Annotated in this window: 22 protein-coding genes; 5 read left to right on the forward strand and 17 right to left on the reverse strand. The window is 63.9% G+C overall.

Features of this window, described 5'->3' with window-relative positions:
- Positions 1–29: 29 nt before the first annotated feature.
- Positions 30–920, reverse strand: a complete 891-nt coding sequence (locus NQV17_RS09600; RefSeq protein ID WP_257771728.1) for an alpha/beta fold hydrolase — start codon at positions 918–920, stop codon at positions 30–32.
- Positions 921–1,130: 210 nt separating this feature from the next.
- Positions 1,131–1,988, reverse strand: coding sequence for a ferritin-like domain-containing protein (locus tag NQV17_RS09605; protein WP_257771730.1), 858 nt, complete (start codon positions 1,986–1,988; stop codon positions 1,131–1,133).
- Positions 1,989–2,132: 144 nt separating this feature from the next.
- Between NQV17_RS09605 and NQV17_RS09610 the strand changes: the two genes are divergently transcribed.
- From NQV17_RS09610 to NQV17_RS09620, 3 genes are all read left to right on the forward strand, one after another.
- Positions 2,133–2,657, forward strand: coding sequence for a gamma carbonic anhydrase family protein (locus NQV17_RS09610; RefSeq protein WP_057925213.1), 525 nt, complete (start codon positions 2,133–2,135; stop codon positions 2,655–2,657).
- A 25-nt stretch (positions 2,658–2,682) separates the two neighbouring features.
- Positions 2,683–3,633, forward strand: coding sequence for an Hsp33 family molecular chaperone HslO (gene hslO, locus NQV17_RS09615; protein WP_257771734.1), 951 nt, complete (start codon positions 2,683–2,685; stop codon positions 3,631–3,633).
- A gap of 136 nt (positions 3,634–3,769) precedes the next feature.
- Positions 3,770–4,129 (forward strand): hypothetical protein, encoded by a 360-nt coding sequence (locus tag NQV17_RS09620; RefSeq protein ID WP_257771736.1) that lies wholly within the window; start codon positions 3,770–3,772, stop codon positions 4,127–4,129.
- 94 nt (positions 4,130–4,223) lie between these two features.
- Here the strand turns inward: NQV17_RS09620 and ftsB are convergent, their stop codons facing one another.
- From ftsB to NQV17_RS09665, 9 genes are all read right to left on the reverse strand, one after another.
- Positions 4,224–4,649 carry a cell division protein FtsB gene (ftsB, locus tag NQV17_RS09625; protein WP_044848176.1) on the reverse strand — a complete coding sequence of 142 codons (426 nt, stop codon included), beginning with the start codon at positions 4,647–4,649 and terminating at the stop codon, positions 4,224–4,226.
- An 82-nt stretch (positions 4,650–4,731) separates the two neighbouring features.
- The gene (gene eno / locus NQV17_RS09630; protein WP_011885396.1) at positions 4,732–6,015 is read right to left on the reverse strand and encodes a phosphopyruvate hydratase; all 1,284 of its coding nucleotides are present in this window, start codon (positions 6,013–6,015) and stop codon (positions 4,732–4,734) included.
- Between the two features lie 106 nt (positions 6,016–6,121).
- On the reverse strand, positions 6,122–6,976 hold the full coding sequence (kdsA, locus tag NQV17_RS09635) for a 3-deoxy-8-phosphooctulonate synthase (protein ID WP_257771741.1): 855 nt from the start codon (positions 6,974–6,976) through the stop codon (positions 6,122–6,124).
- Positions 6,973–8,631 carry a CTP synthase gene (locus tag NQV17_RS09640; protein WP_257771743.1) on the reverse strand — a complete coding sequence of 553 codons (1,659 nt, stop codon included), beginning with the start codon at positions 8,629–8,631 and terminating at the stop codon, positions 6,973–6,975. Before NQV17_RS09640 ends, kdsA begins: the two co-directional genes overlap by 4 nt.
- A gap of 175 nt (positions 8,632–8,806) precedes the next feature.
- The gene (locus NQV17_RS09645; RefSeq protein WP_044848179.1) at positions 8,807–9,652 is read right to left on the reverse strand and encodes an alpha/beta fold hydrolase; all 846 of its coding nucleotides are present in this window, start codon (positions 9,650–9,652) and stop codon (positions 8,807–8,809) included.
- 232 nt (positions 9,653–9,884) lie between these two features.
- Positions 9,885–12,392, reverse strand: coding sequence for a DNA internalization-related competence protein ComEC/Rec2 (locus tag NQV17_RS09650; RefSeq protein ID WP_257771746.1), 2,508 nt, complete (start codon positions 12,390–12,392; stop codon positions 9,885–9,887).
- 57 nt (positions 12,393–12,449) lie between these two features.
- Positions 12,450–13,238: a TatD family hydrolase gene (locus tag NQV17_RS09655; protein WP_257771748.1), complete on the reverse strand. Its 789-nt coding sequence runs from the start codon at positions 13,236–13,238 to the stop codon at positions 12,450–12,452.
- Between the two features lie 64 nt (positions 13,239–13,302).
- Entirely contained in the window at positions 13,303–14,061 is a 759-nt protein-coding gene (gene lolD / locus NQV17_RS09660) for a lipoprotein-releasing ABC transporter ATP-binding protein LolD (RefSeq protein ID WP_374692685.1), read from the reverse strand.
- Positions 14,054–15,307 carry a lipoprotein-releasing ABC transporter permease subunit gene (locus tag NQV17_RS09665; RefSeq protein ID WP_044848183.1) on the reverse strand — a complete coding sequence of 418 codons (1,254 nt, stop codon included), beginning with the start codon at positions 15,305–15,307 and terminating at the stop codon, positions 14,054–14,056. The genes lolD and NQV17_RS09665 overlap by 8 nt, the downstream gene beginning before the upstream one ends.
- Positions 15,308–15,554: 247 nt before the next feature.
- On the opposite strand from NQV17_RS09665, the gene NQV17_RS09670 reads away from it, so the two are divergent.
- A complete protein-coding gene (locus NQV17_RS09670) occupies positions 15,555–16,979 on the forward strand; it encodes a site-specific integrase (protein ID WP_257771753.1) in 1,425 nt (474 codons plus the stop codon).
- Between the two features lie 136 nt (positions 16,980–17,115).
- Positions 17,116–17,565 (forward strand): hypothetical protein, encoded by a 450-nt coding sequence (locus tag NQV17_RS09675; RefSeq protein ID WP_257771755.1) that lies wholly within the window; start codon positions 17,116–17,118, stop codon positions 17,563–17,565.
- A 54-nt stretch (positions 17,566–17,619) separates the two neighbouring features.
- Here the strand turns inward: NQV17_RS09675 and NQV17_RS09680 are convergent, their stop codons facing one another.
- The 6 genes from NQV17_RS09680 to NQV17_RS09705 all read right to left on the reverse strand — a co-directional run bounded on the left by NQV17_RS09680 (position 17,620) and on the right by NQV17_RS09705 (position 25,489).
- Entirely contained in the window at positions 17,620–18,369 is a 750-nt protein-coding gene (locus NQV17_RS09680; RefSeq protein ID WP_257771756.1) for a hypothetical protein, read from the reverse strand.
- Positions 18,370–18,474: 105 nt separating this feature from the next.
- On the reverse strand, positions 18,475–21,246 hold the full coding sequence (locus tag NQV17_RS09685; protein WP_257771758.1) for a phage tail tape measure C-terminal domain-containing protein: 2,772 nt from the start codon (positions 21,244–21,246) through the stop codon (positions 18,475–18,477).
- 1,552 nt (positions 21,247–22,798) lie between these two features.
- Positions 22,799–23,014: a hypothetical protein gene (locus NQV17_RS09690; RefSeq protein WP_257771760.1), complete on the reverse strand. Its 216-nt coding sequence runs from the start codon at positions 23,012–23,014 to the stop codon at positions 22,799–22,801.
- A 362-nt stretch (positions 23,015–23,376) separates the two neighbouring features.
- The gene (locus tag NQV17_RS09695; RefSeq protein ID WP_257771762.1) at positions 23,377–23,541 is read right to left on the reverse strand and encodes a hypothetical protein; all 165 of its coding nucleotides are present in this window, start codon (positions 23,539–23,541) and stop codon (positions 23,377–23,379) included.
- A gap of 309 nt (positions 23,542–23,850) precedes the next feature.
- Complete coding sequence (locus NQV17_RS09700; RefSeq protein WP_257771764.1) at positions 23,851–24,324, reverse strand: hypothetical protein; 474 nt, start codon at positions 24,322–24,324, stop codon at positions 23,851–23,853.
- 58 nt (positions 24,325–24,382) lie between these two features.
- Complete coding sequence (locus NQV17_RS09705; protein WP_257771766.1) at positions 24,383–25,489, reverse strand: hypothetical protein; 1,107 nt, start codon at positions 25,487–25,489, stop codon at positions 24,383–24,385.
- Positions 25,490–25,917: the final 428 nt, after the last annotated feature.

The following is a 25,917-nucleotide window of genomic DNA, read 5'->3' on the forward strand; positions in this document are numbered from 1 at the left end:
CCGCCTGCCCCGCCGCTGCCGCCGCCGGCCTATGCGCAGAACGCCTCGATCAGCGCCGCGACCTGCTCCGGCTGGTCGTGATGGACCATGTGGCCGGCATCCTCGACGAGCTTTTCGCGCCAGTCGGGGAACGCGCCGAAGCGCGCCTTGAACTCCGGCAGCGGGATGTCGCCCGCGATGTAGGCGAGCGTCGGCGAATTGACGGCCTCGACGTGCAGCACCTTCGCGCGCACCTGCTTCCAGACGGCCATCACCTCGTCGAGCCGGTACAGCTGCGGGCCCGCCATCTTGTGCGCGGGGTCCGCCAGCAGGTGATACAGGCCGTCGTCGCCCCGCTTCGACCAGTGCGCGGCGAGGAACGCCGCGCGGCGCGGATCGAGCCGCGGATTGGTCTTGGTCAGCCGGGCCGCCACGTCGTCGAGCGACGCGTACGGGCGCAGCACCGGCGGCTCGCGCAGCTCGTCGAGCCAGCCGCGCAGCCGGCGCGGCGCCTGCTCGGCCCGCGCGGGGGCGAGCCCGAACCCTTCGAGGTCGACCACGCGCCGCACGCGCTCCGGCCGCGCGCCCGCGTACAGGCACACGACGTTCGCCCCCATGCTGTGCCCGACCAGGTTGACTTCGCCGGTCGGCGCATAGTGATCGACCAGCGCGTCGAGATCGCCCAGGTACTCGTGGAACCAGTAATGACCGCCGCCCTGCCGCGCGACCGGCCAGTCGGACAGGCCGAAGCCGCGCGCATCGGGCGCGATCACCTGCCAGTCGCCCGCGAGCGCGTCGACGACGAACTGGAACGATGCCGCGACGTCCATCCAGCCGTGCAGCATGAACAGCGTCGGCGCATCGGGCCTGCCCCAGCGCCGCACATGCAGCTTGACGCCGCGGACGGTGACGAAATCGGAAACAGAACTCGAGGCATTCATTGCAGCCGCCAAAAAAAGAATGATCGTTCGATTATAGCGATGGCACTTCCGTTCCGGCGGCCGGCAGTCGAGGCCGCGCTCTAGCGACGGGGAGCCGACGTTATGTGGATCCGGCGCATCGGCCGCCGCGGAAATGCCGCCGAGCGGCCCGTGTGGCCAGCCGGCGGCAGCGTTCGCCCGCCCGTCTGGAGCCGCCAGCGCCCGGTCGTCCTAACCCGCCGCCGTGCCGTCCACGGCGTCCTGCGCGGCGAGTTCGTCCAGCTCCGCCTGCTCGAATCCCGCGGTGCGGCGCGCGTCGAAATTGAACGGACCGCGCAGCCGCGGCGCATGGTACTGCTCGGCAAGCTCGCGGTAGGTGGGAACCGGATCGCGGCCGGCGGCGTCGCACAAGTGCCGGAACCAGCGGTTCCCGATCGCGACATGGCCGATTTCGTCGCGCAGGATCACGTCGAGGATCGCCGCGGACGCGTCGTCGCCCGCCTGCACGAGCCGCGCACGGATCGGCGGCGACGCGTCGAGCCCGCGCGCCTCGAGGGTGCGCGGCACGAGCGCCATCCGCGCGAGCACATCGGCCTTGGTCCGCTCGCACATCTCCCACAGCCCGTTGTGCGCGGGGAAATCGCCGTACGCATGCCCGAACCCGGCCAGCCGGTCGGACAGCAGCGTGAAGTGATAGGCCTCCTCGGCCGCGACCTTCAGCCAGTCCGCATAGAACGCGTCGGGCATGCCGGAGAAGCGCCACACGGCGTCGAGCGCGAGGTTGATCGCGTTGAATTCGATATGCGCGAGCGCGTGCAGCAACACCGCGCGCCCCGCGGGCGAGCGCATGCTGCGGCGCTCGAGCTGGCGCGGCTCGACGAGCGGCGGGCGCGCCGGACGGCCGGGCAGGTCGGCCGGCTCGTCCAGGCCGAGCGCCGGCGCGATCGCGGCCTGTCCGGCGAGCAGCGCGTCATACAGCGCACGGACCTGCGCGGCCTTCGCGGCCGGCTCGGCGATCCGCAGCGCGTCGAGTGCGGCGCGGCGCACGCAACGCGGCGCCGCGGTAAGGGAAGAAGGCTGCATGCTCATCAAACGGGGACACCATTCGTGCGCATCGCGGGAGCGCACGCACGCGACGGTTTACAATAAGCGTTTGTGCCGTCACGCAACGCGCCCGGCACGCCAGACGCGCCATTCTACCGGCGCCCATCATCGAAGAGACCAGGAGACTCCGTGACGATCTACAAACTGGGCGAGACGGCCCCGACGATCCACGAAAGCGTATTCGTCGCCGATACGGCGGCCATCATCGGCAAGGTCGTGCTGGAGGAAAACGCGAGCGTCTGGTTCGGCGCGACGATTCGCGGCGACAACGAGACGATCACGGTCGGCACCGGCAGCAACGTCCAGGAAGGCGCGGTCCTGCATACGGACCCCGGCTTTCCGCTGACGATTGCCGAAAACGTGACGATCGGGCACCAGGCGATGCTGCACGGGTGCACGATCGGCGAGGGTTCGCTGATCGGGATTCAGGCGGTGGTCTTGAATGGAGCGGTGATCGGCCGCAACTGTCTGGTCGGTGCCGGCGCGGTCGTGACGGAAGGCAAGACGTTCCCGGACAATTCGCTGATTCTCGGCGCCCCGGCGAAAGTCGTGCGCGAGCTGTCGGCAGACGACATCGCGCGGCTGCGCGCAAATGCGAAGACGTACGTCGAGCGGCGTGCGCATTTCAAGGAGCAACTCGTGCGGATCGGCTGATTCGCGCGGATTTCAAGGAAGAAGAGTGAGCGACCAGTTACAGAAATTCATGTTCAATTCGGCACCCGTGCGCGGCGAGATCGTATCGCTGCGCAACACGTGGCAAGAGGTGCTTTCCCGCCGTGACTACCCTGCCCCGGTGCGCACGGTGCTCGGCGAGATGATGGCCGCGTGTGCGCTGCTGTCGGCGAACCTGAAATTTCACGGCACCCTGATCATGCAGATCTTCGGCGACGGGCCGGTCCAGATGCTGGTCGTCCAGTGCGGCTCGGACCTGACGATGCGCGCCACGGCCAAGTTCGCCGGCGACGCGGCGCAGACGATCGGCGACGACATGCCGTTCGCGTCGCTCGTCAACGCGAGCGGCCACGGCCGGTGCGTGATCACGCTCGACCCGGCCGAGAAGCTGCCGGGCCAGCAGCCGTACCAGGGCATCGTGCCGCTGAACGGCGTCGACGGCCCGCTCGAATCGGTGTCGCAGGTGCTCGAGCACTACATGCACCACTCGGAGCAGCTCGACACGCGGCTGTGGCTCGCGGCCGATCGCGACCGCGCGGTCGGCATGCTGCTGCAGAAGCTGCCGGGCGACGGCGGCATCGTGCCGCGCAACGCCGAGACCGACGCCGACACCTGGGAGCGCGTCTGCACGCTCGGCGGCACGCTGTCCGCCAAGGAGTTGCTCGAGGTCGAACCGGAAGTCGTGTTCCGCCGGCTGTTCTGGCAGGAAAACGTGCAGCACTTCGACCCGGCCGGGACGCGTTTCCAGTGCTCGTGCTCCCGCGAGAAGGTCGGCGCGATGCTGCGCATGCTCGGCCGCGACGAAGTCGACAGCGTGATCGTCGAGCGCGGTCACGTCGAGATCCACTGCGAGTTCTGCAACCAGCGCTACGAATTCGATCCCGTCGACGTCGCGCAGTTGTTCGCCGCGCCGGAACTCGCGACCGGCATCACGCCCGCGACCGAGCAGCGTCACTGAGCGCGCCGCGCGTCCGTGCCCGCGATGCGGGCGCGGGCGCATAATGACGCACGAGCGTCGCCTTACGGCTCACGCGCCGCAGGTCCCGCCTTCGGCGCAAACCGCTTTGCACTGCGGCGCGCTGCTGGAGAAACACATGAATCGCCCGTTCCGCACCCTCGTCCTGGCCAGTGTCGCAGCCGGCACGCTGGCCCTCGCCGGCTGCGCGGTGCAGCCGCCTTCGTCGACGATCCTGAGCCGCCTGCCCGAGCCGGGCGCGTCGGGCGGCCGGCCGCCCGCCCTGTCGAGCGCGGAGCGCAAACGCTACGACGAGATCGACCGGCAGGTGCTGCGCGAGCAGAACGACGCGATGGCGGCCGAGGCCGCCGCGCGCGCGTGGTCGTATTACTCGCCGCCGCCCGTGACCGTCTACGGCGGCTATTACGGCGGCGGTTGGGGCAACCGGTGGGGCACCGGCATCGGCTATGGCTACGGTTACCCGGGCTGGTGGTGGTGACGCGACATCGCGTCGACCGACCCGATTGACGACTGACAGGAAATAAAAAAGCGCGGCATTTCCCGCGCTTTTTCAATGATTCGGACTCCCGCGCTCAGTGATGCGCGGCCTTGCCCTTCTCGCCGCCGTGATGCCGCGACGGTTTCGCGATCGACTGCGGGTTCGGCACGACACGCACGGGTGCCGCGGACACGGTACCGCGCGTCGACGTGCTCGACGGCGTGTTGTTCAGCGGGCTGGCCGGCGCGTTCGGCGATACGAACTGCACGAACACTTCGCCATCCTTCACCATGCCCATCTCGTAGCGCGCGCGCTCCTCGATGGCCGCGGTACCGCCCTGCAGATCCTGCACTTCGCCCGCGATCCGTTCATTGCGCAGCTTCTCGTCCGCATTCTTCTGCAGCTGATCGCCGAGCTGCTGGCGCAATTCGTGCACCCGCAACCAGCCGCCGTGTCCCCACCATAGGGGGTACTGAATGAGCGCCAGCAAGGCAATCAGGACGACAGTGACAAGCCGCATGTAAGAGACGCAGATATAAGAAGCGCCGCTCCGCGCGACATGCACAGAGCGGCGTCGAGATGACGAACCCGATAGTAGCGCGTTAGCGCAGGTTATAGAAAGCCGATTTGCCCGGGTAGCTCGCGATGTCGCCGAGATCTTCCTCGATGCGCAGCAGCTGGTTGTACTTCGAGATGCGGTCGCTGCGCGACAGCGAACCCGTCTTGATCTGACCGGCGTTCAGGCCGACCGCGATGTCCGCGATCGTCGAATCTTCCGTTTCGCCCGAGCGGTGCGAGATCACGGCCGTGTAGCCCGCACGTTTCGCCATTTCGATTGCCGCGAACGTTTCGGTCAGCGTACCGATCTGGTTGATCTTGATGAGGATCGAGTTCGCGATGCCCTTCTCGATGCCTTCCTTCAGGATGCGCGTGTTCGTGACGAACAGGTCGTCGCCGACGAGCTGCACCTTCTTGCCGAGGCGCTCGGTCAGCAGCTTCCAGCCGTCCCAGTCGCCTTCGTGCATGCCGTCCTCGATCGACACGATCGGGAACTTGTCGGCGAGCGTCGCGAGGTAGTCGGTGAATTCGGCCGACGACAGTTGCAGGCCTTCGCCCGCGAGCTGGTACTTGCCGTCGTGGTAGAACTCGGATGCCGCGCAGTCGAGCGCGAGCAGCACGTCTTCGCCCGCACGGTAGCCGGCCTTCTCGATCGCCTGCAGGATCGTCGACAGGCACTCGTCGTTGCTGCCGAAGTTCGGCGCGAAGCCGCCTTCGTCGCCGACTGCCGTGCTCATGCCGCGGTCGCTCAGGATCTTCTTCAGTGCGTGGAACACTTCCGCGCCGCAACGCAGGGCTTCACGGAACGTCGGCTGGCTCACCGGGACGATCATGAATTCCTGGATGTCGAGGCTGTTGTTCGCGTGCGCGCCGCCGTTGACGATGTTCATCATCGGGACCGGCAGCTGCATCGCGCCCGAGCCGCCGAAGTAGCGGTACAGCGGCAGGCCGGCTTCTTCAGCCGCTGCCTTCGCGACGGCCATCGACACGGCCAGCATCGCGTTCGCGCCGAGGCGCGACTTGTTGTCGGTGCCGTCCAGCTCGAGCAGCGTCTTGTCGAGGAACGCCTGTTCCGACGCGTCGAGGCCCATGATGGCTTCGGAGATTTCGGTGTTGATGTGCTCGACCGCTTTCAGCACGCCCTTGCCGTTGTAGCGGCCGGCTTCGCCGTCGCGCAGTTCGATCGCTTCACGCGAGCCGGTGGACGCGCCCGACGGCACCGCCGCGCGGCCCATCGTGCCCGATTCGAGCAGCACGTCGCATTCGACGGTGGGGTTGCCGCGCGAATCCAGAATCTCGCGGCCGATGATATCTACGATTGCACTCATGGGTTTCCTCTGAGAATGACGATGGATTCTTCAAACTGCGACGGCATGCGCGCCGACACTGCTTACGCTACTGACGCGCGAAGCCGTCGCATGGTTCATTCGATCTTTAGTTGAAATCGTTTTCCAGGAACGGATTGCGCTTCACCGCCTGGTCGAGCGTGACGAGGGTCTCCAGCAGCGCGTCCATCCGGTTCAGCGGCACCGCGTTCGGGCCGTCCGACTTCGCTTCGGCCGGATTCGGGTGCGTTTCCATGAACAGGCCCGCAACACCCGTCGCGACGGCAGCACGCGCGAGCACCGGCACGAATTCGCGCTGGCCGCCCGAGCTCGTGCCCTGCCCGCCCGGCAACTGCACCGAGTGGGTCGCATCGAACACGACCGGCGCGTGCGTCTCGCGCATGATCGCGAGCGAGCGCATGTCCGACACGAGATTGTTGTAGCCGAACGAGACGCCGCGCTCGCACGCCATGAAGCGGTCCTCCGACAGCCCGGCTTCACGCGCCGCGTCGCGCGCCTTGTCGATCACGTTCTTCATGTCGTGCGGCGCGAGGAACTGGCCCTTCTTGATGTTGACGGGCTTGCCCGAGCGTGCGCACGCGTGGATGAAGTCGGTCTGGCGGCACAGGAACGCGGGGGTCTGCAGCACGTCGACGACCGACGCGACCTGCTCGATCTCCTCGATCGAATGCACGTCGGTCAGCACCGGCAGGCCGAGCTGGCGCTTCACCTCGCCGAGGATCCGCAGGCCCTCGTCCATTCCGAGGCCGCGAAACGACTTGCCCGAGCTGCGATTCGCCTTGTCGTAGGACGACTTGTAGATGAACGGGACGTTCAGCTTTTCGCAGATCTCCTTCAGGCGGCCCGCCGTGTCGATCGTCATTTGCTCCGATTCGACGACGCAGGTACCCGCGATCAGGAAGAAAGGCTGGTCGAGACCGACCTCGAAATCGCACAGCTTCATGCTTGCACTCCACGCGCTTGCTTGTTGCCGAGCGCGGCTTCGACGAACGACTTGAACAGGGGATGACCGTCACGCGGCGTGGACGTGAACTCCGGGTGGAACTGGACGCCGACGAACCACGGGTGCATCGAGCGCGGCAGCTCCATCATTTCCGGCAGATCCTCGCTCGGGGTACGGGCGCTGATGATAAGGCCGCCGGCTTCGAGCTGGGGCACGAAGCGGTTATTGACTTCATAACGGTGGCGATGGCGCTCGTTCACGTCCTTGCCATAGATCTCTTCGGCCATCGTGCCGGGCTTGATCGGGCAGCGTTGCGAGCCGAGGCGCATCGTGCCGCCGAGATCGGATTCCTCGGTGCGCGTCTCGACCTTGCCTTCGCGGTCGTGCCACTCGGTGATCAGCGCGACCACGCGTTCCGGCGTTTCCGGATCGAATTCCGTGCTGTTCGCCTGCTTCAGGCCGACGACGTCGCGCGCGAATTCGATCACCGCGAGCTGCATGCCGAGACAGATGCCGAGGTACGGCACCTTCGCCTCGCGCGCATAGCGGATCGCCGCGATCTTGCCTTCCGTGCCGCGACGGCCAAAACCGCCCGGCACCAGCACGGCGTCGAGATGCTTCAGGCTGTCGACACCGTTCGTCTCGATCTCTTCCGAGTCGATGTACTCGATGTTGACCTTGGTCGACGTGTGCAGCGATGCATGGCGCAGCGCCTCGATCAGCGACTTGTAAGACTCGGTCAGATCGACGTACTTGCCGACCATGCCGATCGTCACTTCGTGCTTCGGATTTTCCAGCTTCTCGACGAGCTCCGACCACATGCTCAGGTCGGCGTCCTTCGGCGACAGCTTCAGCTCTTCGCAGATGATCCGGTCGAGGCCCTGGTCGTGCAGCATCTGCGGAATCTTGTAGATGCTGTCGGCGTCCCACACCGAGATCACGGCGTCTTCCGGCACGTTCGAGAACATCGAGATCTTCTTCGATTCGTCGTCCGGGATGCGGCGGTCCGCACGGCACAGCAGCACGTGCGGCAGGATGCCGATCTCGCGCAGCTTCTGCACGCTGTGCTGGGTCGGCTTCGTCTTCAGCTCGCCGGCCGTCGCGACGTACGGCACGAGCGTCAGGTGCACGAAGCACGCGCTGTTGCGGCCGAGGCGCAGGCTCATCTGGCGCGCGGCCTCGAGGAACGGCAGCGACTCGATGTCGCCGACCGTGCCGCCGATCTCGACGATCGCGACGTCCGGTTCGCCGCAGGTGGCCGATGCCGCCCCGCGCTCGATGAACGCCTGGATTTCGTTCGTGATGTGCGGAATCACCTGCACGGTCTTGCCGAGATAGTCGCCGCGGCGTTCCTTGCGGATCACCGATTCGTAGATCTGGCCGGTCGTGAAGTTGTTGGCCTTGCGCATCTTCGTGCTGATGAAGCGCTCGTAGTGGCCGAGGTCGAGGTCGGTCTCCGCTCCGTCTTCCGTCACGAACACTTCGCCGTGCTGGAACGGGCTCATCGTGCCGGGGTCGACGTTGATGTAGGGATCGAGTTTGAGGAGGGTGACTTTCAGACCGCGCGATTCGAGGATCGCGGCGAGGGAGGCGGCGGCAATACCCTTGCCGAGGGAAGAAACTACGCCGCCGGTGACGAAAACATATTTGGTCATCGCTGGATGCTCGCGGGAAAAACGGATTATACCGTAAAGCCCGCCCTTCTCTCAGCAATTGACGCGATGATCCCGCCCTTTCGCGCTGTGCCGCGCCAGCCGTGCGCGCCGGGGCGAACCGGCCGGCCGGACAATGCAACCGCGCACGCCGGACGCGGAGCACCGGACCGATGCGTCAGGCGCTGTTCGCGAGCGCAGCGCTGTCGCGCGGCACGCCGCCCTCCGCCGTTTTCAGCGAATTCAGCATCCGCTGCAATGCGCGGGCCGTCTCGATCGGTCGCTCCATCGGGAACAGGTGGCTGCCCTCGATCCATTCGATGCGCCCGCGCGCCGCGCGGCGCGTCGCCTCGAGCCCGACCTGCCGCACCTCGCGCGAGCGCGTGCCGGCGAGAAAGCCGAGCGGCACCGGCGCGCCGTGCGCGAGCCGCGGGCCGAGCGTGTGCGGCAGCGTCCGGTAGATCAGGTATTCGACCTGCCGGTCGAATGCGAGCGCGCGTTCGCCGTCGGCGCCCGCCTGCGGGATGCCGTGGTCGATGTAGTCCGACAGCATCCGCTCGTCCCAGCGCGCGAACGCGGGTTTCTCGTGAAAGTGCCGCCAGGCTTCGTCGCGGCTCGCCCAGCGCGTGCGCCGGTTGCGCGTCGCGGCCGCCGGCGACAGCCGCTCGTCGAGCCCGGCCCACTGGCTCGCGCGCAGCGCGCCGGCGCGCCATCCCGCGATGATCGGTGAATCGATCATCACCACGCCGCGCACCCAGTGCGGTTTTTTCAGCGCGGCCATCAGCGACAGGTAGCCGCCGAGCGAATGGCCGACGAGCCAGACCGGGCGCTCGTAGCGGCTGCCGATGTCGTCGAGCAGCTGCTCGACGAGATGCGGCCAGTCGCGCGTCACCGGGTAGCGGCGGTCGTGACCGATGCGCTCGATGTAACGCAGGTCGTAGTCGTCTGCCAGCTCGGCGAAGATCGTCCGGTACGTCGAGGCCGGAAAACCGTTCGCATGCGAGAAGTGGAGGATGTCCTTCAAACGCCAATGTCTCCTTTGTCGATCGGAGTTAGCGCTTCAGCGCTTACTCCGATCCCATGCTTCGCGGTCGACCGGAGTTGGCGCTTCAGCGCCTACTCCTGTCCCATGCTTCGCGGTCGACCGGAGTTGGTGCTTTAGCACTTACTCCCGCCCCATGCTTCGCGATCGGCGGGCTCCGCTGCTCCAGCACCTGTCCGGTCTCTTCGTTCCTGCTGCGCGCCATCACACCAACTCACCGGTCCATCCAGTACCGTCGCTGCGCATCGCGATAACGCTCGAACGCAAAACCGCCGTTAGCCGGCGCGACGTCGAACCGCACGGCCCCGTCGCGATCGGTGCGCGGCAGCGGAATCCCGCGCGCCTCGTAGCGCGCGAGGACCGTCCGGTGCGGATGCCCGAAGCGATTGCGATAGCCTACAGGAAATACCGCGACGCGCGGCCCGACCGAATCGAGGAAAGGCTCGACCGACGACGTGCGGCTGCCATGGTGCGGCACGACGAGGATCTGCGCGGCCAGCGCGTCGCGCGCGTCGGCCACCAGGCGGCGCTCGGCGCGTGCCTCGATGTCGCCCGTCAACAATGCCGACGTGCCGCCCGCGTCGATGCGCAGCACGCACGACTGTTCGTTCGACGAGCCTGCAGCCGCCACGCGCGGCGGCCACAGCATCGTGAAGACGACGCCGTCCCAGCTCCACCGCTGCCCGGCCGCGCAAGGCAACCGATCGGTCACGCCGGCCGCCTGCGCGTCGCGCCACAGCCGGTGCCGTGGCGCGATGCCGGCGACCAGCTGGCGGACCTCGGCGGTCGCATAGACGGCCGCCGCGCCGCCCGCATGATCGGCGTCCGCATGACTGAGCACGAGCGTATCGATGGTCCGGATTCCGCGCGACCGCAACGACGGCGCAACGATCCGCTGGCCGGCATGGGTCGACTCCGGCCCCGGCCCCGCATCGAACAGCAAGGTCCGGCGTGCGGTCTCGACCAGCACCGCCGCGCCCTGCCCGACGTCGAGCACGGTCAGCCGGAAGCCGCCCGGCGGCGGTTTATCCGGCGCCGGCGCAAGCAGCGGCAGCCACGTGATCGGCGCGGCCCAGCGCAGCGGCCAGCCGCGCGGCATCAACACCCATGCGACGCCGATGCACGCCAGCATCAACACCGGCCAGTCGGGCATGCGCAGCCAGAATACGCCGGCCGGCCAGTCGGCGAGATGCCCCAGCAGCGCCATCATCGGTTCGAGCGCCGCATGCGCGAGCCGGAACGCATAGCCGTCCAACGGCGCGGGCAATCCGATACCGACGAGCACGACCGGCGTCACGACGGCGCTGACCCACGGGATCGCAAATGCATTGCCGAACGGCCCCGATACCGAGATCTGCGCGAACCACGCGGCCGTCAGCGGCGCGAGGCCGATCGTCACCGCGTACTGCACGCGCGTGGCCTCCGCGATTCGGCGCCCGGCACGCGCGCACCCTGCTCGCAGCCACCTCCAGCGGTCGACCGCGGCGGTGCCATCCCCCGCACCGTCGCCGCTGTCGTGCCTGTCGCTCCCGTCGAATTCGCGCACCGCGCGCCAGCCCGCGACCGCCATCAGGATCACCGCGACCGCGCCGAACGACAGCCAGAAACCGGCGGACAACACGGCCCACGGATCGGCGAGCAGCACGCCGCCGAGCGCCGCGCACAGCACCGCGGACGTCGGCACGCTGCGTCCGGCCAGATAGGCGGCCGCACCGGCCGCGATCATCCACCATGCGCGCTGCGCCGGCACGTTGAAGCCGGCGAGCGCCGCGTAGCCGGCGGCGGCCGTCAGCGCGGCAACGGAAGCCACATAAGGCGCGGGAATCATCAGCGCCGCCGCACGTCCTCGCCAGCGCAGACGCCGCCAGACGATCGATGCGATCCCGCCGGCGAGCGCGCCGACGAGCCCGACGTGCAGCCCGGAGATCGCGACCAGATGACTCGTGCCCGTATTGCGCAGCACGCGCCACTCGTCGTCGCCGATGCCGGATTGATCGCCGACCGCGAGCGCGGTCACGATGCCGCGATGGCGCGCGCCGCTGCCGAGCGCATCGGCGATACCGGCACGCAGCGCGTCGCGCAGCCGATCGATCGACGCGCGCCATCCCGACGCACGCGCGTCGAGCAGTTCCGCCCGCTCGGGCGCGACCACATAGCCGATCGCGCGAATGCCCGCGGCGAGCCATGCCGCCTCGCTGTCGCGCACGCCGGGATTCGCCTCGGCATGCGGACGCTTCAGGCGCACGACGAGGCGCCAGCGCTGCGCGGCGCGCAAATCGGGCATCGCGTCGCGTGCCGGGGGCGCGCCGTACGTGCGCCATGACAACCGGATCACGGGAGGAAACCGGGCCAGCGCCGCATCGTTCGATTCGACGGCAAGCAGCAGTCGCGCGCCGGTGTCGTCGATCACCGGCAACCCGCGGATCACGCCCGTGACGACGATGTTGCGCCCTTCCCGCTCGACGGGCAGGCTGTCACGCAGCCGCCATTCGGCGCGCGCGGCCGCATAGCCGAATCCAATCGCACCGGCGGCGCACGCGCACAGCACCCACCGGAGCGCGACGATCGCGCGGGTTCGACGGCGCCGCGCACACCATGCGAGCAGCGCGCCGCAACCGGCCAGCACCGCCGCCCCGCCTGCCCAGCCGCCCGCACCCGGCAACGCCGCCTGCCGCTGCAGCACGACGACGCCGAGCGCGAACGCGATCCACCACACGCGCATCGCGCCTCCTCGTCGAACGGGCGCCGCCGCTGTCGACACGGCGCCTTCCAGCAACGATTATGCGGACGAAAGGGCGAGGCGCGGCAGCGCGGCGAGCGCGTTAGCCGTTGTGGATAGGGACAGCGCGTGCGCGTCGATCCCGCGCAGCTCGGCGAGCACGGCACCGATGCGCGGCACCTGGTCGGGCGCGTTGCGGGACTTGTACGCCCATTCGGGCGCGATGTCGGGCGCGTCGGTCTCGACGACGATCGCGTCGAGCGGCAACTGCGCGGCGAGCCGGCGGATCTGCAACGCGCGTCCGAACGTCACGTTGCCGCCGAAACCGAGATGCAGCCCCTGTGCGAGATACGCGTCGGCCTGCTGGAAACTGCCGTTGAACGCATGCGCGATGCCGCGCCGCACGCCGAAGCGGCGCAGCCCGGCGAGCACGCGGTCCTGCGACTTGCGCACGTGGCACAGCACCGGCAGGTCGAATTCGCGCGCGAGCTTGAGCTGCCCCTGATAGAAGAATTGCTGCCGCGCTTCGTCGAGCCCCGGCACGAAGTAGTCGAGCCCGATCTCGCCGATCGCGACGAAGCGCGGATCGTCGAGGCTCGCCTCGATCTCCATGCGCAGCCGGTCGAGATCCTCGTCGCGTGCGTGCGGCGTATACATCGGGTGGATGCCGAGCGCATAGACCGCGCCCGGCGTGCGCTGCGCCAGTTCGCGCACGGTCGTGAAATTGTCGCGCCCGATGCTCGGAATCACAATGCGCGACACGCCGGCCGTACGCGCCGCCTGCGTGACCGCGTCGCGGTCGGCGTCGAATTCGGCGGCATCGAGATGGCAATGCGTATCGATCCACATGGCGGCTTTCCTGCGCCCCGCCGCAACGCCGGGACTCGCCCGGCGGCACGGCGGAGGCGTTCGTTCACACCGGCAGCGCCGGCTCCTCGTGCAGCACGCCGTCGCGCAGGCGCATGATGCGGTCGCAGCGCGCGGCGAGCTCGGGATCGTGCGTGACGATCACGAAGCTCGTTTCGAGCGTCTCGGACAATTCGAGCATCAGGTTGAACACGGTATCGGCCGTCGTGCCGTCGAGGTTGCCGGTCGGCTCGTCGGCGAGCACGCAGGCCGGCTTCGTCACCAGCGCGCGCGCGATCGCGACGCGCTGCCGCTCGCCGCCCGACAATTCGCCCGGCCGGTGCTTCGCACGCGGGCCGAGACCGACACGTTCGAGCATCGCCTGTGCCTGCGCGCGCGCGTCCTCGGTCGTCATCCGGCGGATGCGCAGCGGCATCGCGACGTTGTCGAGCGCGGTGAACTCCGGCAGCAGGTGATGGAACTGGTAGACGAAGCCGAGCGCGCGGTTGCGCAGCTCGTTGCGCTCGCGCTCGGCGAGCTGCGTAAACGGCTTGCCGAGCAGCGATACTTCGCCCGCGCTCGGTTCGTCGAGGCCGCCCAGCACGTGCAGCAGCGTGCTCTTGCCGGAGCCCGACGCGCCGACGACCGCCAGCTTCTCGCCGCACCGCACCGTCAGCTCGGTGTTGTTGAGCACCTGCACGTTGAAGCCGCCCTGCACGAACGCCTTCGTGATCCCGCGCGCCTGAAGCACGTATTCCTGCATACCTGCCGAATCCTGTCTGATGGGTTGTCGTGAATCCGCGAATGCGGTCGCGCGATCATTCATAGCGCAGCGCCTCCGCCGGCTTCACCTTCGCGCCGCGCCAGCTCGGATAGAGCGTCGCGACGGCCGACAGCACGAACGCGATCAGGCCGATCTTGATGACGTCGCCCGCGACGAGCTCGGACGGCAGCTCGCTGATGAAGTACACCGACGGCGGCAGGAACTGCACGCCGAACAGATGCTCGATCATCGGGATCAGCCACGGAATGCTCCACGCGATCAGGCAGCCGAGCGCGACGCCCGACGCGGTGCCGACGAAGCCGATCGTCACGCCCTGCACGACGAAGATCTTCATGATCGAGCCCGGCTGCGCGCCGAGCGTGCGCAGGATCGCGATGTCGGCCTGCTTGTTGGTCACCGTCATCACGAGCGACGACACGAGGTTGAACGCGGCCACCGCGATGATCAGCGTGAGGATGATGAACATCATCCGCTTCTCGATCTGCACGGCCGAGAACCAGGTCTTGTTCTGCTGGGTCCAGTCGCGGATGTACAGGCTGCCCGACAGCGTATGCGACAGCTCGACCGCGACCTGCGGCGCCTTCTGCATGTCGGTGAGCCGCAGCCGCACGCCGGTCGGCGCGGCCATCCGGAACAGCGCCTCCGCGTCGCGGATGTTGATCATCGCGAGCGTGCTGTCGTACTCGTAGTGGCCCGACTCGAACACGCCGACGACCGTGAACTGCTTGAGCCGCGGCATCATCCCTGCCGGCGTGATCGTGCCTTCGGGGGCGACGAGCGTGACCTTGTCGCCGACCGTCACGCCGAGGTTGCCGGCGAGCGCGTCGCCGAGCACGATGCCGAACTGGCCGGGCACGAGCGCGGCGAGCTGGCCTGCCTTCATGTCCTTGCCGATGTCCGACACCTGCGGTTCGAGCGACGGCTCGACGCCGCGCAGCATCACGCCGCTCACCGCGTCCTGGCGCGTGAGCAGCGCCTGCGCGTCGACGTACGGCGCCGCGCCCGTCACCGACGGATTGCGGCGCGCTTCCTGCGCGGTCAGTTGCCAGTCGGGCATCGAGCCGGTCGGCGAGAACACCTCGACGTGCGCGAGCACCGACAGCATGCGGTCGCGCACTTCCTTCTGGAAGCCGTTCATCACGGACAGCACGACGATCAGCGCCGCGACGCCGAGCGCGATCCCGAGCATCGACACGAGCGCGATGAAGGAAATGAAGCCGTTGCCGGTCGTGCGTTTGCCGGCGCGCGTGTAGCGCCAGCCGATCTGCCATTCGTACGGAAGTTTCAAGCGAATCCTTTCTGCTGGTTACGGCGGGGATGGCGGCCCGAGGCCGGAGCGCCGCCCGGGGCGCGGTCGAAAAAAGCGGTCGCCGGACGCAATCGGGCCCAATCGGACCGTCAGCCGGCCCGATCACGCGCGCAGTTTGCCATAAACCGACGTGCTACACTTAACCCTTTGATTTTCGGGGAAAACCTTGTCCGACAAGGACTTACGGGGCATTGGCGCCGGTGTTACATCCACCGAGGGTGACACCATGACCAATCATTTGCTGCGCCGAGGCTCTAGATACTATGTCCGCCGCAAAGTTCCCGCCGACCTCGTTGAACACCTTGGCCGCCGCGAGATAGTACGCGCGCTCGGTACGTCTGACCCGGCCGAGGCCCGGCGCATAGTCCGCGAGGCTAGCGTAAAGATTGACCAGGAGTTTGACGCCGCGCGTGCGGCCCTACTCGGCACCCCTCCCCGAAAACCCACGCCCCACCCGCAGTACGTAACGATAACGCGGCAGCAAGCCGACGAGCTGGAAACCGCAATGTACGAGGCTGCGGACGAATTCGCCCAGCCGCTAGAGGAGCAGTACGAGGAACACGACCGGTTGGTAGCCCGGGAGGTGCGCCGGCAGGAAATGCACGAGAGGCAGGTAGCCGCATATACGGAGGCATTGCGCCGCGTCGGAGCGGCCCGGGAACCGCTCCCCTCACAACTCCATACACCGGCCCCAGCAGCCGCCCCCGTGGCCTCTGCGCTGTCGCTTGCCGCGCTCGTTGAGCGGTGGGCCAAGGAGCGCCAGCCTACGGGCGGGACGGTCGAACAAATGAATCTCGTTGTAGGCCGGTTCTACGAGCACGTCGGGCGTATTCCCGTCCCGTCCGTTACGCGTCAGCACGTCGTCTCGTTCAAAGAGAAGCTCCAGGAGTCGGGCCTAGCCGCGTCGAGCGTGAATAGGTACGTGGGCCAGTTCTTCACGCTAATGAACTATGCGGCCGATAGCATGCTCATTCCGGCCCCCATTCCGCGTGTGACCGTCGTCGTAAAGCGTACCGACAAGTCCCGCGTATCGTTCAATGAGGCAGCTATCGGTGCGATCTTCGCAAGCCCGGTCTATGCCGATGGTTTGCGGCCAGTCCGAGGCGCGGGAGAAGCCGCGTATTGGGTACCGCTGCTCGGACTGTATACGGGGGCGCGTATTGAGGAGCTGTGCCAGCTCACCCCATCCGACATATTCGAAGAATCCGGACACTGGTGTATCCGATTCGTAAATGATGAAGCCGAGGGCCAGCGCGTTAAGAACGTCGGGAGCGTTCGCCGTATCCCGTTGCACTCGGAACTCATCCGGCTCGGCTTCCTTGAGTACGTCACCACGCGCCGCAGTCAGGGTCGCCTATTCGATCTAGTCCCAGACCGGCACGGGCGTGTATCGCCAACCTGGGGTAAGTGGTTCGGGGACTACCTCCGCCGCGTGTGCCAAGTAACGGACAAGCGTATGACCTTCCATAGCTTCCGTCACCTGTTCAAAGACATATGCCGCACGCATGGAATTAGCCGAGAGGTTGCGGACGCGCTACAGGGACATAGCGACGGCTCCGCATCCAGCGGATACGGTGGAGAGTTCTACCCTCTGCGCCCTCTCGTGGAGGCTATCGCACGCTTTGTGGTTTCGGGAATGCCTAACCTATAGGGTACGTATCACACGCAAGCGTATATACAAAACCCTTGACATTAGATTTGCACCCCTCAATAAATCTTGCTTTGGGTTTACTGCCGCCCGTAAACTTGCGTCTGCTGTCCCGACCACACGTTAAGAGATAGAGACCATGAATAACAGCACGCAAGAAATCAGTAGCATCGCAAATGCTGCAAAATATGCGGGAATTCGTACTCCCATTGACGCGCTGCATGTCACGCTGAAACATCAGACGCCCGCAGCAAATCACCCCTTTGATATTCCGGCAAGTAAGCTGCTCGGCTGGTCGGCTGAAGTGCTCAGACTGGCGGGAGGCACGCGTGAAGCACGGACCGCCCCGCACAGCTTAGCGCATGCGCTACATATCACGCTGAAGGACCGCACGCGCACCGCCTGTAAGCGCGTGCTCGATACGCTGGTGTATTACGGTTTTCGTATCCTGCGACAAACCAAACGAGGCGGTGTAATTACTGCTGTTGTGCGATATTGCGCCGGCAACATGGCCGAGGTGCTTCGAGAGCTAGCCAAGGTCCTCCCTATCGCCCCGAACGTTTGGAGCGAGCCGTATCAAATCGCATGAATTCCGAACCGTCCCCGTTGCATCTAGGCCCGCTTACGCGGGCCTTATTTATGGTCAAGTCTCCGCACCGCCCGCCTCGATAATCTGCGCGAGCGGGTGCTCCTTCCAGTTAAGCGCCTCTTTGATGTAGTTCTGAAGGACGTTCTTCGAGCGCGCGGCCTGGGTGACGTTGCCCTTGTCGTCCTTCTTGGCTTCGTACTCACCCTCTACGAAAATGCTGTTCCACATTTCCAGGTCCGCGATATCCCAAATGAACGCGCGCGGTTCGGTAAGCGGAGGAGCGACTTCAACGGCAACCGTCTTGCCGTTGATCGGGTCTTGGTAGCTCGGCCCTCGCACTGTATAACCGTTCGAGTCGCGAATATAAGCGTACTTACACATACCATCCGTGCTCTTGCGGTGGAACACCTCAACGAGGTACGCCTCGCCCAGCAGTTGAGCCATGTGCGTAGCTTTGCCCGCGTAATTCATCATGCCAAACAGCTTGAAGAAGTGCGCAGTAGCGGTAAGGTCAAAACGCTCCTTGACCATGATTCGCTGCGGAACACGAGTACCGTCGTCAAGCTCACGCGGAGGATGATTTGGGCCGCTCAGTTCGAAAGCGAGCCACACCTCGTCATTAACACGCGGCTGGCCCTTGTACTTGCCCGGGTGCTTACCCATCTCGTAGTAGCCCATCAAGCGGGCGTGAGCCGTCCCGAGAGCTGGGGGCGTGTAACCACTGCTGTCCGGCTGCGGCCTCGTCATGTCCGGTCCTTTCTGAGAAGCCAATAGAATCCGCCTTATCAACTCCTTCTCATCCATACAACCTCGCCGTTGGTTAGCGCCAAAGCTCCATACTAAACGAGGTTGCGTACTTCAATAGCTTTCCTAAATGATTGACAGCATTAATGTACCCGCAATATCCGCTTAAATCTGGCCGTACTTCATTTGATAGGCATAGCCCCCTTGGCCTCTGAAGTTCTGCGACATACGACGATCGACGAACGCCTGCATGTGAGCCTGCATCGCCTTAAGGTCCTCAGGAGACCAACCACCGCCGCCCGATACGTGTAGGTGTACAGCGCCGCCGCCGTCGGACGAGCTACCGCCGCTAGAGCCTCCGCCACCCACGTAACCGCCGGTTGCGAAGTGCGACATTTGCCCGCTATTGATGGACTCCAAAAGGCCGCGATACTTTGCGGTGCTGGCTGCGTTAACGACGTACTCGCCGTTTGAAAGCATGGCCGGGATACTGTCACTCGTACTCGTACCCGCACCGGTAACGTGGCCGCCGTCCGCGAGGTGGAACGCGCCCGCAAAGCTAGTTGCGCCGGCGCCGGCCGAGGCACCGATACCGAGAGCGCCCATGCCGATACTCACAAGAGAGGAGAACGCCTGATTAGCCGCGATCTTGGCGAAGTCCGCCAGAATCGAGCTAGTGAGGTCGGCCATGTTGAGCTTGCCAGTGGTAACGAACTTATCCATTGCGCTCTGTACCTGCCCGAACGCCTGGGTAAAGCCGCCCGCGAAAGCTTCCGCGTTGGTCTTGCCGGTATCAGCGAAGTCCTTGATAGCAATACCCGCTTGATCGCTAAACGAATTGCGGATTTGGTTGCGCTGTCGCTCGTACGCCTCGTACTCTGCGAGCTGATCCGTGTACGTCTGCTGGACAACCTGCAAACGTCGGTCGCGTTCCTTCGCGTCTGCCTCGTCCGGGTATTGGTCCCGGATAGCCTGCTTGTCCTGCTCGTACTTCTCGTACAGCTTGAGCTTGTCGGCAGTCACTTTCGCGTCGTCCTTGCTCATGAACTGCGCGCGGTTAGCAAGGTCGTCTGCATTACGCATACGCGAGACAATGTTAGCCTGCTGCGTCTGGAAACGAGCAAACGCTTTTTCCCGCTTCTCGTATTCCTTCGCAATTGCGGTAGTCGCATTTGCAACCGCTTTGACGTGCTCGTGCTCAATACGGTCTAGCTCTTGCTGCGCGGACTGGGCCGCCGCTAGGCTCCGCTTCTGCTGTGCAAGTTCAATACGCTTCCGCTGTAGCTCCTCCTCTTTCCCGTAGGCATCCGTATTAATCTGGACTACCTTGGCGTAGTAGTCCTGGTACGTGAGAGCACCCGTATCAAAGTCCGCCTTGGCCGTTTGCAACGCTTCCTGTCGGGCTTGGTCGATCTGCTTGAGCTGCGTTTCGTACTGCGCGAGCTGACCGTTTAGCGCGTTCTCGTTGCCCCGGCCGGAACCTTGGTGGACCTTCGCGTAGCTAAGCTGATTCTTAGGTGCTAATTTTTCGGCTGCGCTATTGGTGGCCTCTATGTCCTTCCAGACTTTCTGGTAAAAGTTGACGAACCGGTTGCCGTCGGCCTCCATCGTGTGGAATCCGTTTTTGAAGTCGTCAACCACTGCACCGAAGTTCCCCGCTCCGAGGTGATTAGCAGCGGTGGACAGCATGTTGATACCGTCACCAACTTGGCTGAACGCGGTATAGACTCCATACGCACTGGACACAACGAGACGGAACACGTCCGTAACACTATGGTAAAAGTCCTCAATAAGAGGCTTCATACTCGCGTTGTCAGACAAAGCACCGGTAACGGCTTCGAGAGCCGGTACGAGCTGAGCCTTAGCACCCCGCGACATGGCCTCCCATCGAGCGTGTGCCTGTTCCGTGTGCTCCTTAAGCGCCGCGAGACGCTTATTCACGTCATCGGAGAGAACCCCGCCCAGGCGTGACGCCTCATTCTCCAGATTGCGGATACCCTCTGCACCCTGGTTGAGCGTGGGAATAAGCTGCTCGCCGGACTGGCCGAACAATTCCTGTGCAATCGCAGCCTTTGCTGCACCGTCTTGCGACTTAGAGAACGCGTCAGCAACCGCAAGCAAGGCGTCGTGAGGGGACAGGGCCTTAACCTGCTGCATGGAGATACCGAGCGCGCTAAACGCCGCTTCAGCCTGCTTGTTGCCGTGGGCGGCCTTATTCTGTGCCTGCTCGAATGCCTCCAGGCTCTTAGCCGCTTCCGTGGTCTTGAGGCCGGCTGATTCGGTGACATACGCCCATTGCTGCAAGTTCTGCATGCTAATGCCGGTCTGCTGCGACAGGGTTACGTACTCTTTGCCGTAGTTCTCAAGCTCAGTCTGTGCGTGATGCACTACGGAGATTGTGCCGGCGATAACCGCAGTAGCGGCCGTGGCCGCGAGAGCAGTACCGCTAAAGAGCTTGGTAAGGTCGAATCCGGTACGCTCGCCCATGACGAGCATTGAACCGCCGAACGCCTTAAAGTTACCCTGCGAAAGCTCGTGCATGAGCACAAGCATTTCTCGCTGCACGCCCTTGTTCTTCAGCATTGCGGCCGAGAACTCGTGCGTGTGGCTAGTTGCCTCTGCGATTTTCTGCGTGTACGCGCTGAACGCTTCGCCGGCCCCGAGCTGCTCCGCACGAAGCGCGGCAAGCTCCGCCTGGGTCTTACCCGCCGTCTGCGCCATACGATCAAGCTGCATTGCCGCCTTGGCGATCTGCTGGACTTGCTTGGCGGTAGATGCTCCCGATTCATCTAGAGCCTGCTGGAAGGTCTCCAGCACTTGCTTTGTGCGGCCCGTCTGTTCCGCGTACTTCGTAATTCGGTCGCGCGCGCTGTCCATTGCGGCACTAAAACCGGATGCGTCAGCGGTTACCTTGACGTTAAGTGATCTATCTGCCAATTATTCAAATATCCTTATCAATAGATTGCCTACTTCTCATCCGCTCGTCCGTAGCCCTGATGTGTGCGGCTTTGTCCAGCTCGATAAACTGACTTATCCCTATGTCCCGCATCGCAAGCACCGTACGCAGGGGTATGAAGTCCCCAGCAAAACGAATGCCTAGGTAATACCAAGGGAAGTCAGTCTCGTACGTTCTGCACCGGCCGTACGGATACCATGTTGATCCGAGAAACACCCCGTCCACCTCGAACCGGGTTCGCACGATATGTTCGTCGCTTGGGGCCGCATTGGCCCCTGCTCTAACTATGTCCCGAATGTCCAGCCCCCTTGTTAGGCTCGATGGGTTGTACCCGTAGCGGCTTAGGATTCCGGCAACCAGTTTCTTAGCGCGAACGCTAAGTGCTCGGCTCAGTCGAGCAGGGTTAAATGGTCTGCTTAGTGCCATAGCTATTGTGATTAGCTGCCCCATATCCTCCCGTGTACCGCTCGCTAGCTCTGGTCTATCGCATAGCGTCGTAGCTAAAACGGTTGCATAGTTCTTCGAGTCATTGTCAGTGTGTACCGTGGTTTCGACTGTTACAGCAACGCCGATACTTGCTGCGGATAGCTCCTGCTCTGCGGCTTTGGTCCGCATATTGAGCCGTACTGCTGTCGCTACTACTGCATCCTGTGTAGTCAAAGCGTATGAGGTTCCATAGGTTCCATGTTTTTCAAGGGGGTATCAATGCACGACCGGACTACGGTCTTATAAGGGTTTGCGGGCGCGATTCCGTGACATGTTCCAAGTTTCGAACACCACCTACCCGCAATAATTACGGATTACTTACGTTTCATGTGTCTATTCTCCTGGTCGATGGTAGTTACTGATTGGTAGGTCTCAGCACGGACCGGGCTTGAGGGAGCCTCTATAGAGAGGGGCGGTGGGTGAAATTGCGGAGGGCTAAAAGGCGTGACACCGACCGGTCCCAGTCGAAATAACGAGAAAAGCAAAAGTTGTACTTTTTCAGCAGGGAACAGCCCGCAAACCCTTATCCCTGAAGGAAACCGCCGCAATACGACTTGTTCTTTTAGTGCACACCAGATACGGGCAATTCGGCCGGGTTCGAGGGCCACCCGAGACTGTCCTCAGGTATCTCCACACCGGCCTCACGTACAACGTGCAGCCATACCCCCGGCATGAGGCTCCCGGCGCATACGCCGCCCCATTTTTCCCAAAGCTTCTGGCGGGCTTCTAGCGGGCTGCTACGGGTCTCGTACTGCCCTCCGGCTGTTCTCTTGAGGCCAAGCCCCAGCCGTCGAGTGAGGGCCGCCTCTTGCCTCGCCAATCGATCTACAGCAGCGTGGACAGGGTTCGGTTTCGTACTACCCGATCCGGTCGGGACGGTTAGCGGAGCCTTCCTAGCCTCCGCACGGGCGGTGTTGAGCTGCGCGCGTAGGTCTGCAAGCTGCTCCGCCAAAAGCCTATCCGCCTCGGTCCACTCCATACGCTGCGCGTTAATGGCGTTGAGATGCGCAGCCACACCTCTTGGCTTTCTAGTAACTCGTGCCACGATTATTTAGCTCCGAAAAGTGCGGCCTGAGCAGCCTTACGTCTATCCATTTCGTCCTGTAGCGCCTTACGGGTATCGGCCCGACTACCCCGCTCTACTTCGCTAAGGTCATAGCCTGCTGCGGTCATATCGCGTTCAAGCTCGATCATGTCGAGGGACACGCGGACAATCTCCAGCCACTCCCGCCACTCGCGCTGTGTTTGCTCGATAGCATCCATAGCCTTACGGCGTGCCGCGCTACGGTTTCTCCCGGGAGTCCGTGCTTTGCGGGCCTGCTCCCACGTAGCGGATGCAGCCACCCGGGCCTCGTTAGCTTTACGGAGTGCGGTTTGCGCTTGCTGGTGCAACCAACCGAGCCGGCCCCGATAGTTCGCCACTACAGCGGCAGCGAGCCAGTTATCTACATCGGCGGCCCTGTCCATCCGCTTAATCGGCACGGGGCCAGAGGTCAGACCCAGGCAGCGGTTAGCGATAGCGAGACGTAGCTCCGTGCTCGTAAGCTGCACTGGCCGACGTGCGCCGCGTCGGTGGGTTGCAATGCCTACAGCGTGGGCCAGCTCGATCAACAGCGGATTCGTTCTCACGCACCCTCCAATGGGCGCACGGTAAGCTCGCGCTGGATTTCTTCGTAACGGCGGGCATGCGCACTACCGTCCGTACCCGCAGCCACTGCGGTCCGGAAAAGCTCGCGTTCGCGTTCAAGCTCTGCCTGCAACTCGGTAACGTTCTTGTTCATTTCCTGCATAGTCAATCCTTTTAGTTTAGTAATCCTTGGGGTAATAGCTAAGCACCATCTCCCCGATACATTCTTTCGGCACGCCGTAGCGGGCGGCCACGATAACCAACCCGGCGTACTGCTCAGCGGTCATCGTCACACTGTAGGTATAGCTCGTCCTACGGCCGGACACCTCGAATTTCGGCCCCGTGTCGTCAATGAGGCAGTAGACCAAACGTCTAAACTCGTTGGCTGCGGTATATCCTGTCTCCTCCCGCAACTGGCGGAGTCGCTTCACCGCTTGCCGCGATAAAGCGAACCTATAGCGCCTCGCCGGTTTCACGCGCGCAGCTCCTTAACAAGCGCGTCGAGTCGCGCCGCTGCTTCGTCAGCCCTCAATCGCTCAGAAAGCTCCCGGTTAAGCTCGTGCGCAACCTCCCGTTTAGCATGCGCGTCGCGGTACGGCCCGTCGACCTCTGCGGCGTCAATGACTCCGGCACGCGCTTGGTTTGCAAGGCGCTCTAGATGCGCATTAGCTTTGCTGGTCAACTCCTGCTGCTGCGCGATGAGACTGCGCAACTTGCGCTCGCTTCGAGCATTACACACTGACTTCTCTCGAAGCTCCGCAATTTCCGCCTGAATTCGTGCTACAGCGGCCTCAAGCGTCGGCGGCGGGTTAGATCCAACATACTTGACGCTGCCATCCGGGCAACGCATATAGTCGGAATGCGCAAAGTGGTACTGAACGGACCCGCCGCTTTTAATATGGTCCGCCACGCTGCGCGGCGGCTTCGGAGTGAAAATTTTGCTCATAAAACCCATATGGATTACTTATTAAATTGGATCAGGCGACACGCCCTCTCCTCTAACGTTAGGCGACGGTTACAGCAACCGGATTGACCATAAGCTTGTAGTCGGCGTACCGCGTAATCTTGAAAGCCGTTTGATTGGTCTGGAACAGGCGCGTTATCGTGGCATTGCTACCGTTCGGCGCGGTATCCATCACAATATCCGCCTCGTTGCTTCGCTCGATAATCTGCGGCCCGTCAAACACGGCCGTTCGTTGCGCATCCACGAGGAACAGCAGCCCATCAGGCATCGCCAGTACAGCGAGCGCCGGCAGGTCGTAGAACGTACCGCCGCGCGGCCCGATGTTTTGCTCCTGCGGGCTGCGGAGCTTTGCAAGGGTTTGCGGGTTCCCCACCCAGCACGCGGTACGCAGATCGCCGTGAAACGCCTCAAGGGCGGCGTTGATCGTTGTTTGTGCCGCTCCCGCCGCCGCCGTCAGGCTCGCAACCATTGCAGCGTCGATGGCATTATTTGCGGCGTTTTCAAGGTTGGTTTGCACAAAGGAAACCACATTCCCATCGTTGTCCGCGTTAAGCAGCACGTTGGAAAAGGCGAGAATCAAGCCAAACTTGCGAGTACCATTGAGCGCAAAATCGGTACCCGGTGCGGCGGCCGGGTACGGTTGCCCCTCTGCGACTTCCGACGCAGCCAGCAACGCAGCCTGAGTCAACACACGTACTTCCGGGGGCAACTGCGGCGCACCGAGTTCGGCCAGCATCGTTACGAGCGGTTTCGTTACGACCGGAACGAGCGGCGTAACGCCCTGTGCTTGGCGCGGATAGACGAGGTTCGGTGTTGTGTTGCCGAGCGGCGCAACTGCTGACTTCGTGACCTCGCCCAGCTTGATCGCTGCTGCTTCGGGCGTCAAAGCTTTATCCATTACGATTGCTTCTACGCTTTCATTAGGCATACCCATACCCCGCGCGCTCGTGATGGCCTTGGCGATATTCCCATCGATTCGCGCACGGGCGATCTTCGCCTTTGTCGCTCCGTCGTTCGCCGCGACGCGGCTAAGTGCCATCATTTCTGGATACTTCTTGGCAAACTCAGCGTTACCCGGAACGCCCATGAGAATAGCCAGCTTGATCTGTTCTTCGGCAGTCAGGTGCGAGAGAGTCGAATGATTCATTAATTTGTATTCCTTAGTTTATGTAAGTTGAAAAGTCCGGCCTTATTCTTACCGGCCAGCCCGTAGACCGAGTTAAGGCGGGCCGCCTACGTTCAATCTTGTTAGTCCTTGCGCGGCTCGGGGTCCGTGATAAAGACAATCGGCGCGCCCGGATCAAACGGAGGCATGTTGGAATCGTCCTTGAAGTGCAGGACGGCAATCTGTCCATCGCCTAGGGATACGCGGTATTCCTTCGTAGGCGCTGGCTCCGGTGATCTGCCGAGGATGCGGGATAGCAGTTTCCTCACGCCGTCCCTACAAGTCGCTCCGCTTGCTCGCGCATGAGGTCGCAAACCGACCGGTCCTGCTCTACCGCAAGGAGCCGCAAGCTACGCAGCGTTTCGGGAGTCACACGGAGCGAGATTACCCGTGTACCCTCCTGCTCGTAC

The sequence above is a fragment of the Burkholderia sp. SCN-KJ genome, assembly GCF_024656005.1.
GTDB lineage: Bacteria > Pseudomonadota > Gammaproteobacteria > Burkholderiales > Burkholderiaceae > Burkholderia.

Excerpts from the sequence above, each read along its gene's own strand:
- NQV17_RS09600 (WP_257771728.1), bottom strand. The coding sequence starts at position 920 with ATGAATGCCTCGAGTTCTGTTTCCGATTTCGTCACCGTCCGCGGCGTC.
- NQV17_RS09605 (WP_257771730.1), bottom strand. The coding sequence starts at position 1,988 with ATGAGCATGCAGCCTTCTTCCCTTACCGCGGCGCCGCGTTGCGTGCGC.
- NQV17_RS09620 (WP_257771736.1), top strand. The coding sequence starts at position 3,770 with ATGAATCGCCCGTTCCGCACCCTCGTCCTGGCCAGTGTCGCAGCCGGC.
- ftsB (WP_044848176.1), bottom strand. The coding sequence starts at position 4,649 with ATGCGGCTTGTCACTGTCGTCCTGATTGCCTTGCTGGCGCTCATTCAG.
- eno (WP_011885396.1), bottom strand. The coding sequence starts at position 6,015 with ATGAGTGCAATCGTAGATATCATCGGCCGCGAGATTCTGGATTCGCGC.
- kdsA (WP_257771741.1), bottom strand. The coding sequence starts at position 6,976 with ATGAAGCTGTGCGATTTCGAGGTCGGTCTCGACCAGCCTTTCTTCCTG.
- NQV17_RS09640 (WP_257771743.1), bottom strand. The coding sequence starts at position 8,631 with ATGACCAAATATGTTTTCGTCACCGGCGGCGTAGTTTCTTCCCTCGGC.
- NQV17_RS09650 (WP_257771746.1), bottom strand. The coding sequence starts at position 12,392 with ATGCGCGTGTGGTGGATCGCGTTCGCGCTCGGCGTCGTCGTGCTGCAG.
- NQV17_RS09655 (WP_257771748.1), bottom strand. The coding sequence starts at position 13,238 with ATGTGGATCGATACGCATTGCCATCTCGATGCCGCCGAATTCGACGCC.
- lolD (WP_374692685.1), bottom strand. The coding sequence starts at position 14,061 with ATGAATGATCGCGCGACCGCATTCGCGGATTCACGACAACCCATCAGA.
- NQV17_RS09670 (WP_257771753.1), top strand. The coding sequence starts at position 15,555 with ATGACCAATCATTTGCTGCGCCGAGGCTCTAGATACTATGTCCGCCGC.
- NQV17_RS09675 (WP_257771755.1), top strand. The coding sequence starts at position 17,116 with ATGAATAACAGCACGCAAGAAATCAGTAGCATCGCAAATGCTGCAAAA.
- NQV17_RS09680 (WP_257771756.1), bottom strand. The coding sequence starts at position 18,369 with ATGGATGAGAAGGAGTTGATAAGGCGGATTCTATTGGCTTCTCAGAAA.
- NQV17_RS09690 (WP_257771760.1), bottom strand. The coding sequence starts at position 23,014 with ATGGATGCTATCGAGCAAACACAGCGCGAGTGGCGGGAGTGGCTGGAG.
- NQV17_RS09695 (WP_257771762.1), bottom strand. The coding sequence starts at position 23,541 with ATGCAGGAAATGAACAAGAACGTTACCGAGTTGCAGGCAGAGCTTGAA.
- NQV17_RS09700 (WP_257771764.1), bottom strand. The coding sequence starts at position 24,324 with ATGAGCAAAATTTTCACTCCGAAGCCGCCGCGCAGCGTGGCGGACCAT.
- NQV17_RS09705 (WP_257771766.1), bottom strand. The coding sequence starts at position 25,489 with ATGAATCATTCGACTCTCTCGCACCTGACTGCCGAAGAACAGATCAAG.